Genomic DNA, 5,360 nt, shown 5'->3' on the forward strand with positions numbered 1-5,360 from the left:
CCCAGGCCCAGGATGATGCGCCGGGCGCCCGCGTCCAGCGCGGCGAGCATGAGTTCGCCCACGCCGTGGCTGCTGGCCCGCATGGGGGTCGCGGCGCGCCGGCGCGATCAGTTCCAGCCCCGCCGCCGCCGCCATCTCGATCACGGCCGTGCCGTCGTCCAGCAGCCCCCATTCGGCATCCACCTTGTGCCCCAGCGCATCGTTCACCGTCCTGGTGCGCGCCTGGCCGGACGCGGCCGCCAGCACGGCTTCGACGGTGCCCTCGCCGCCGTCGGCCATGGGCACGCACACGGCATGGGCGCCGGGATGCGCGGCTTTCACGCCGCGCGCGATGGCCGCTGCGGCCTCGGGCGCGGAGACGCTTTCTTTGAAAGAATCGGGAGCGATGACGATTTTCACGGTGGCCGGAATGCGGGTTGTCGGAAAAAACGGCGGGGCCTGCCGCAGGCCCCGACCATGATACCTGCGCGCGGGATGCGTGGCGTACCATAGCGCTTTCGGTCTACCTGCGAGAGTGAAAAGCCATGCCCGTATTGCGCCGCACCAAAATCGTCGCCACCCTGGGGCCCGCCACCTCCACGCCCGAGCGGCTGGAGGCCCTGATCCGCGCCGGCCTGGATGTGGCGCGCCTGAACTTCTCGCATGGCAGCGCCGACGACCATCGCGAGCGCGCGCGCCTGGTGCGCGAGCTGGCGGCGCGGCAGGGGCGTTTCGTGGCCCTCATGGGCGACCTGCAGGGGCCGAAGATCCGCATCGCGCGCTTTGCCGGCAAGCAGGTCATGCTCAAGGCCGGCCAGCCCTTCACGCTGTCGCGCGTGCATCCCGCGGAAGAGGGCAACGAGCGCATCGTCGGCATCGATTATCCCGAGCTGGTGCAGGATTGCCGCGTGGGCGACGAGCTGCTGCTGGACGATGGCCGCGTCGTGCTGATGGTGGACAAGGTCGAGGGCGATGAAGTCCACACCGTCGTCACCGTGGGCGGGCCGCTGTCCAACAACAAGGGCATCAACCGCCGCGGCGGCGGGCTGTCCGCGCCCAGCCTCACCGACAAGGACCGCGCCGACATCAAGCTGGCGGCCGAACTGGAGCTGGACTACGTGGCCGTGTCGTTCCCGCGCCACGGCAGCGACATCGAAGAGGCGCGCGCGCTGGTGCGCGCCGCCGGCAGCGAAGCCTGGATCATCGCCAAGATCGAGCGCGCCGAGGCGGTGGCCGACGACGAGGCGCTGGACGCGCTCATCCGCGCCAGCGACGGCGTGATGGTGGCGCGCGGCGACCTGGGCGTGGAGGTGGGCGACGCCGAGCTGGTGGGCATCCAGAAGCGCATCATCCAGCACGCGCGCACGCTGAACAAGGTGGTCATCACCGCGACCCAGATGATGGAATCCATGATTTCCAGCCCCATGCCCACCCGCGCCGAGGTGTCGGACGTGGCCAACGCGGTGCTCGACTACACCGACGCGGTCATGCTGTCGGCCGAAAGCGCGTCGGGCCAGTACCCCGTGGAGGCGCTGCAGGCCATGGCCCGCATCTGCCTGGGCGCGGAAAAGCACCCCACCACCACGCACTCGCACCACCGGCTGGGCGAGACCTTCACGCGCTGCGACGAAACCATTGCGCTCGCCGCCATGTACGCCGCCAACCATTTTCCGGGCGTGAAGGCCATCATCTCGCTCACCGAAAGCGGCCACACGCCGCTCATCATGTCGCGCATCCGCTCGGGCGTGCCCATCTATTGCTACAGCCCGCACGCCGTCACGCAGAACCGGGTGGCGCTGTTCCGGGGCGTGTACACGGTGCCGTTCGCGCCGCTGGACTACGACCCCGCCGAACTGAGCAACGCCGCCATCGACGAGCTGCGCAAGCGCGGGCTGGTGCAGTCGGGCGACTGGGTCATCCTGACCAAGGGCGATTTCTACCGCGACAGCGGCGGCACCAACGGCATGAAGATCCTGCTGGTGGATTGAGGCGGCCGCCTCAGCCGAAAAACCAGTAGCACACGGCGATGGAGGCCAGCACGCCGGCCAGGTCGGCGACCAGGGCGCAGCCGACGGCGTGGCGCGCGCGCAGGATGCCGACCGAGCCGAAGTACACCGCCAGCACGTAGAAGGTGGTTTCGGTGCTGCCCTGCATGACCGCCGCCAGCAGCGCCGGGAAACTGTCCACGCCGTAGTGCGTCATGGTTTCGAGCATCATGGCGCGCGCCGCGCTGCCCGAGAAGGGCTTGACCAGCGCGGTGGGCAGCGCGTCCACGAAGCGCGTGTCCCAGCCCGCGGCGTGGGCGGCCCAGCGTATGCCGTCCAGCACGACGTCCAGCGCGCCCGAGGCGCGCAGCACGCCCACCGCGCACAGCATGGCCACCAGGTAGGGCAGCAGGCCGCGCGCAATGTCGAAGCCCTCTCTGGCGCCCTCGATGAAAGCCTCGTAGACCGGCACTTTCTTCCAGGCGCCCACCACCAGAAAGGCCAGCAGGATGCCGAACAGCGCCAGATTGCCGAGCAGCGAGGACAGGTGGGCGATGGCGGTGGCCGACATGCCCGCCAGCAGCGCCATAAAGCCGCCCAGCGCCGCCGCGCCGCCGCCCAGCCAGAGCAGGATGACCGGGTCGTACAGCTTCAACCGCTGGCAGGCCGCCACCGCCAGGAAGCCGGCCAGCGTGGAGGCGCTGGTGGCCAGCAGAATGGGCAGGAAGATCAGCGTGGGGTCGGGCGCGCCTTGCTGCGCGCGGAACATGAACAGCGTGACGGGCAGCAGCGTGAGGGACGACGCATTCAGCACCAGAAAGAGAATCTGCGCATTGCTGGCCGTCTCGGGCGTGGGGTTGAGCGATTGCAGTTCGCGCATGGCGCGCAGGCCGATGGGCGTGGCGGCGTTGTCCAGCCCCAGGCCGTTGGCGGCGAAATTCAGCGTAATGAGGCCGATGGCCGGGTGGTTGCGCGGCACGTCCGGCATCAGCCGCGAAAAGAGCGGCGACAGCAGCGCGGCCAGCCGCTCCACCAGCCCCGCGCGCTCGGCGATGCGCAGAAAACCCAGCCAGAGCGTGAGCGTGCCGAAGAGCAGCACCATGACCTCGACCGATACGCGGGCCATGTCGAACAGGCTGGCGACCATGTGGCGGAACACCTCGGCGTCGCCGATGGCGAGCCAGCGGTAGAGCGCGGCCGCCGCGGCGGCGAGGAAGAAGCCCAGCCAGAGTTTGTTCAGCATGCGTCGTCGGTCGGTTGCGTCGGCGCGCCAGCGGCGCGCGGCCTCCATTGTCGCAGAGTCGTCCCGCTGCGCGTGGCCGGTGCGGCGCAATTCTGGTACTTTGGCCCCGTATGCTCCATGAGCGCAACACAAGAGGGAGCCGATGGACTTCAACGCCTGGCGCCGGCGCCGCATCTCCGAACCTGCCTACCGCTGGGCGCGCCATGCCCTGCCGCCGCTCTCCGCCACCGAGCGCGAGGCCATCGAGGCCGGAGACACCTGGTGGGAGGCCGATCTTTTCACCGGCAATCCCGATTGGCGCAAGCTGCAGGCCGTGCCCGCGGCCGTGCTCACGCCCGACGAGCAGGCGTTCATCGCCGGCCCGGTCGCCCGGCTGTGCGCCATGCTCGACGAATGGGACATCTCCTGGAACCGGCGCGACCTGCCGCCCGAGGTGTGGGAGTTCATCAAACGGGAGCGCTTCTTCGGCATGATCATCCCGCGCCGCTACGGCGGCCTGGGCTTCTCGCCCTATGCGCATTCCGAGGTGGTGCGGCGCGTATCGGCGTATTCCATCACCGCCGGCGTGACCATCATGGTGCCGAACTCGCTGGGGCCGGGCGAGCTGCTGCTGCAGTTCGGCACCCAGGCGCAGCGCGACTACTGGTTGCCGCGCCTGGCCGACGGCAGCGAGGTGCCGTGCTTCGGGCTGACCAGCCCCGAAGCGGGTTCGGACGCGGCCTCCATGGTGGACACCGGCATGGTGTGCCGGCGGGTCGTCGACGGCCGCGAAATCATCGGCATCCGGCTCAATTGGCACAAGCGCTACATCACGCTGGGGCCCGTGGCCACGGTGCTGGGGCTGGCCTTCAAGCTGTACGACCCCGAGCGCATCCTGGGCGGCGAGCAAGACATCGGCATCTCCGTGGCGCTGGTGCCCACCGAGGCGCCCGGTGTGGAGATCGGGCGCCGCCACGTTCCCGCCATGCAGTTCTTCCAGAACGGCCCCAACCGCGGCTGCGACGTCTTCGTGCCGCTGGACGCCCTCATCGGCGGCCAGGAGCGCGCCGGCCACGGCTGGCAGATGCTCATGAGCGCGCTGGCCGCGGGCCGGGGGATTTCGCTGCCCTCGCTATCGGCCGCCGCGGCGGTCATGAGCGCCCACGCCACCGGCATGTACGCGCGGGTGCGCGAGCAGTTCGGCATCCCGGTCGGCCGGTTCGAGGGCGTGCAGGAAAAGCTGGCGACCCTGGCGGGCAATGCGTACATGGTGGAGGCCGCCCGGCGGCTGACCTGCGCGGCCCTGAACGAGGGCGTCAAGCCGGCGGTGGTGTCGGGCATCATGAAATACCACGCCACCGAGCGCATGCGCGAATCGGTCAACGACGCCATGGACGTGCACGCGGGTCGCGCCGTCATCGACGGCCCGCGCAATTACCTGGGCGCGCTTTACCGCGCCCTGCCCATCGCCATCACGGTGGAGGGGGCCAACATCCTCACGCGCAACCTCATCGTCTTCGGCCAGGGCGCCATCCGCGCCCATCCCTGCCTCATGCCCGAAATGCTGGCGCTGGCCGACCCCGACGAGGACCGGGGCCTGGAAGCGTTCCACGAGGTGTTCTGGAAGCACCTGCGCCACACGGGCTGGAACGCGCTGCGCGCCATCGGCCGCGCCTGGACCGGCGGCATGCTGGCGCCCGCTCCGGGGTCCGGCCCCACGGCCGGCCACTACCGCAGGCTGGGCCGCTACGCCGCCGGCTTCGCGCTGCTGGCCGACGCGGCGCTGGGCCTGCTGGGCGGCGGGCTCAAGCGCAGCGAGCTGATCTCCGCGCGCCTGGGCGACGTCCTGTCGGAGCTCTACCTGCTCTCCGCCGTGCTCAAGCGCTGGGAAGACGAAGGCCGCCGGCACGACGACCTGCCGCTGGTGCACTGGTGCATGGAACGGGGCTGCGCCACCATCGAGGCCCGGTTCGACCAGGTGCTGGCCAACCTGCCCTCGCGGCCCGCCGCCTGGGCGTTGCGGGCCGCCGTCCTGCCAATGGCGGCGACGGTCCCGGCGAGCACCCAGCCAGGCCCTGCTGGACCTGTACACCATCCTCACCGAGTTCTCGCGCCTGGGCAAGCTGCTCGACGTGCGCACATCGCCGATGGTGGGCGACCTCAAGTACGGCCGC

Annotated in this window: 3 protein-coding genes and 1 pseudogene; 2 read left to right on the forward strand and 2 right to left on the reverse strand. The window is 70.3% G+C overall.

The features are described 5' to 3' along the window. Positions 1-399: pseudogene (locus tag AD428_RS29810) on the reverse strand (glycerate kinase); the annotation flags it as partial. Between the two features lie 125 nt (positions 400-524). Here AD428_RS29810 and pyk point away from each other — a divergent pair. Continuing rightward, a complete protein-coding gene (pyk, locus tag AD428_RS22155; protein ID WP_053246611.1) occupies positions 525-1,967 on the forward strand; it encodes a pyruvate kinase in 1,443 nt (480 codons plus the stop codon). Between the two features lie 10 nt (positions 1,968-1,977). Here the strand turns inward: pyk and AD428_RS22160 are convergent, their stop codons facing one another. Then, positions 1,978-3,207, reverse strand: a complete 1,230-nt coding sequence (locus AD428_RS22160) for a nucleoside recognition domain-containing protein (RefSeq protein WP_053246612.1) — start codon at positions 3,205-3,207, stop codon at positions 1,978-1,980. Between the two features lie 142 nt (positions 3,208-3,349). Here AD428_RS22160 and AD428_RS22165 point away from each other — a divergent pair. Further along, positions 3,350-5,360: acyl-CoA dehydrogenase (locus AD428_RS22165; RefSeq protein WP_082308550.1), on the forward strand; the 2,011-nt coding region annotated here is incomplete at its 3' end.

It is taken from the genome of Achromobacter sp. DMS1 (genome assembly GCF_001270295.1).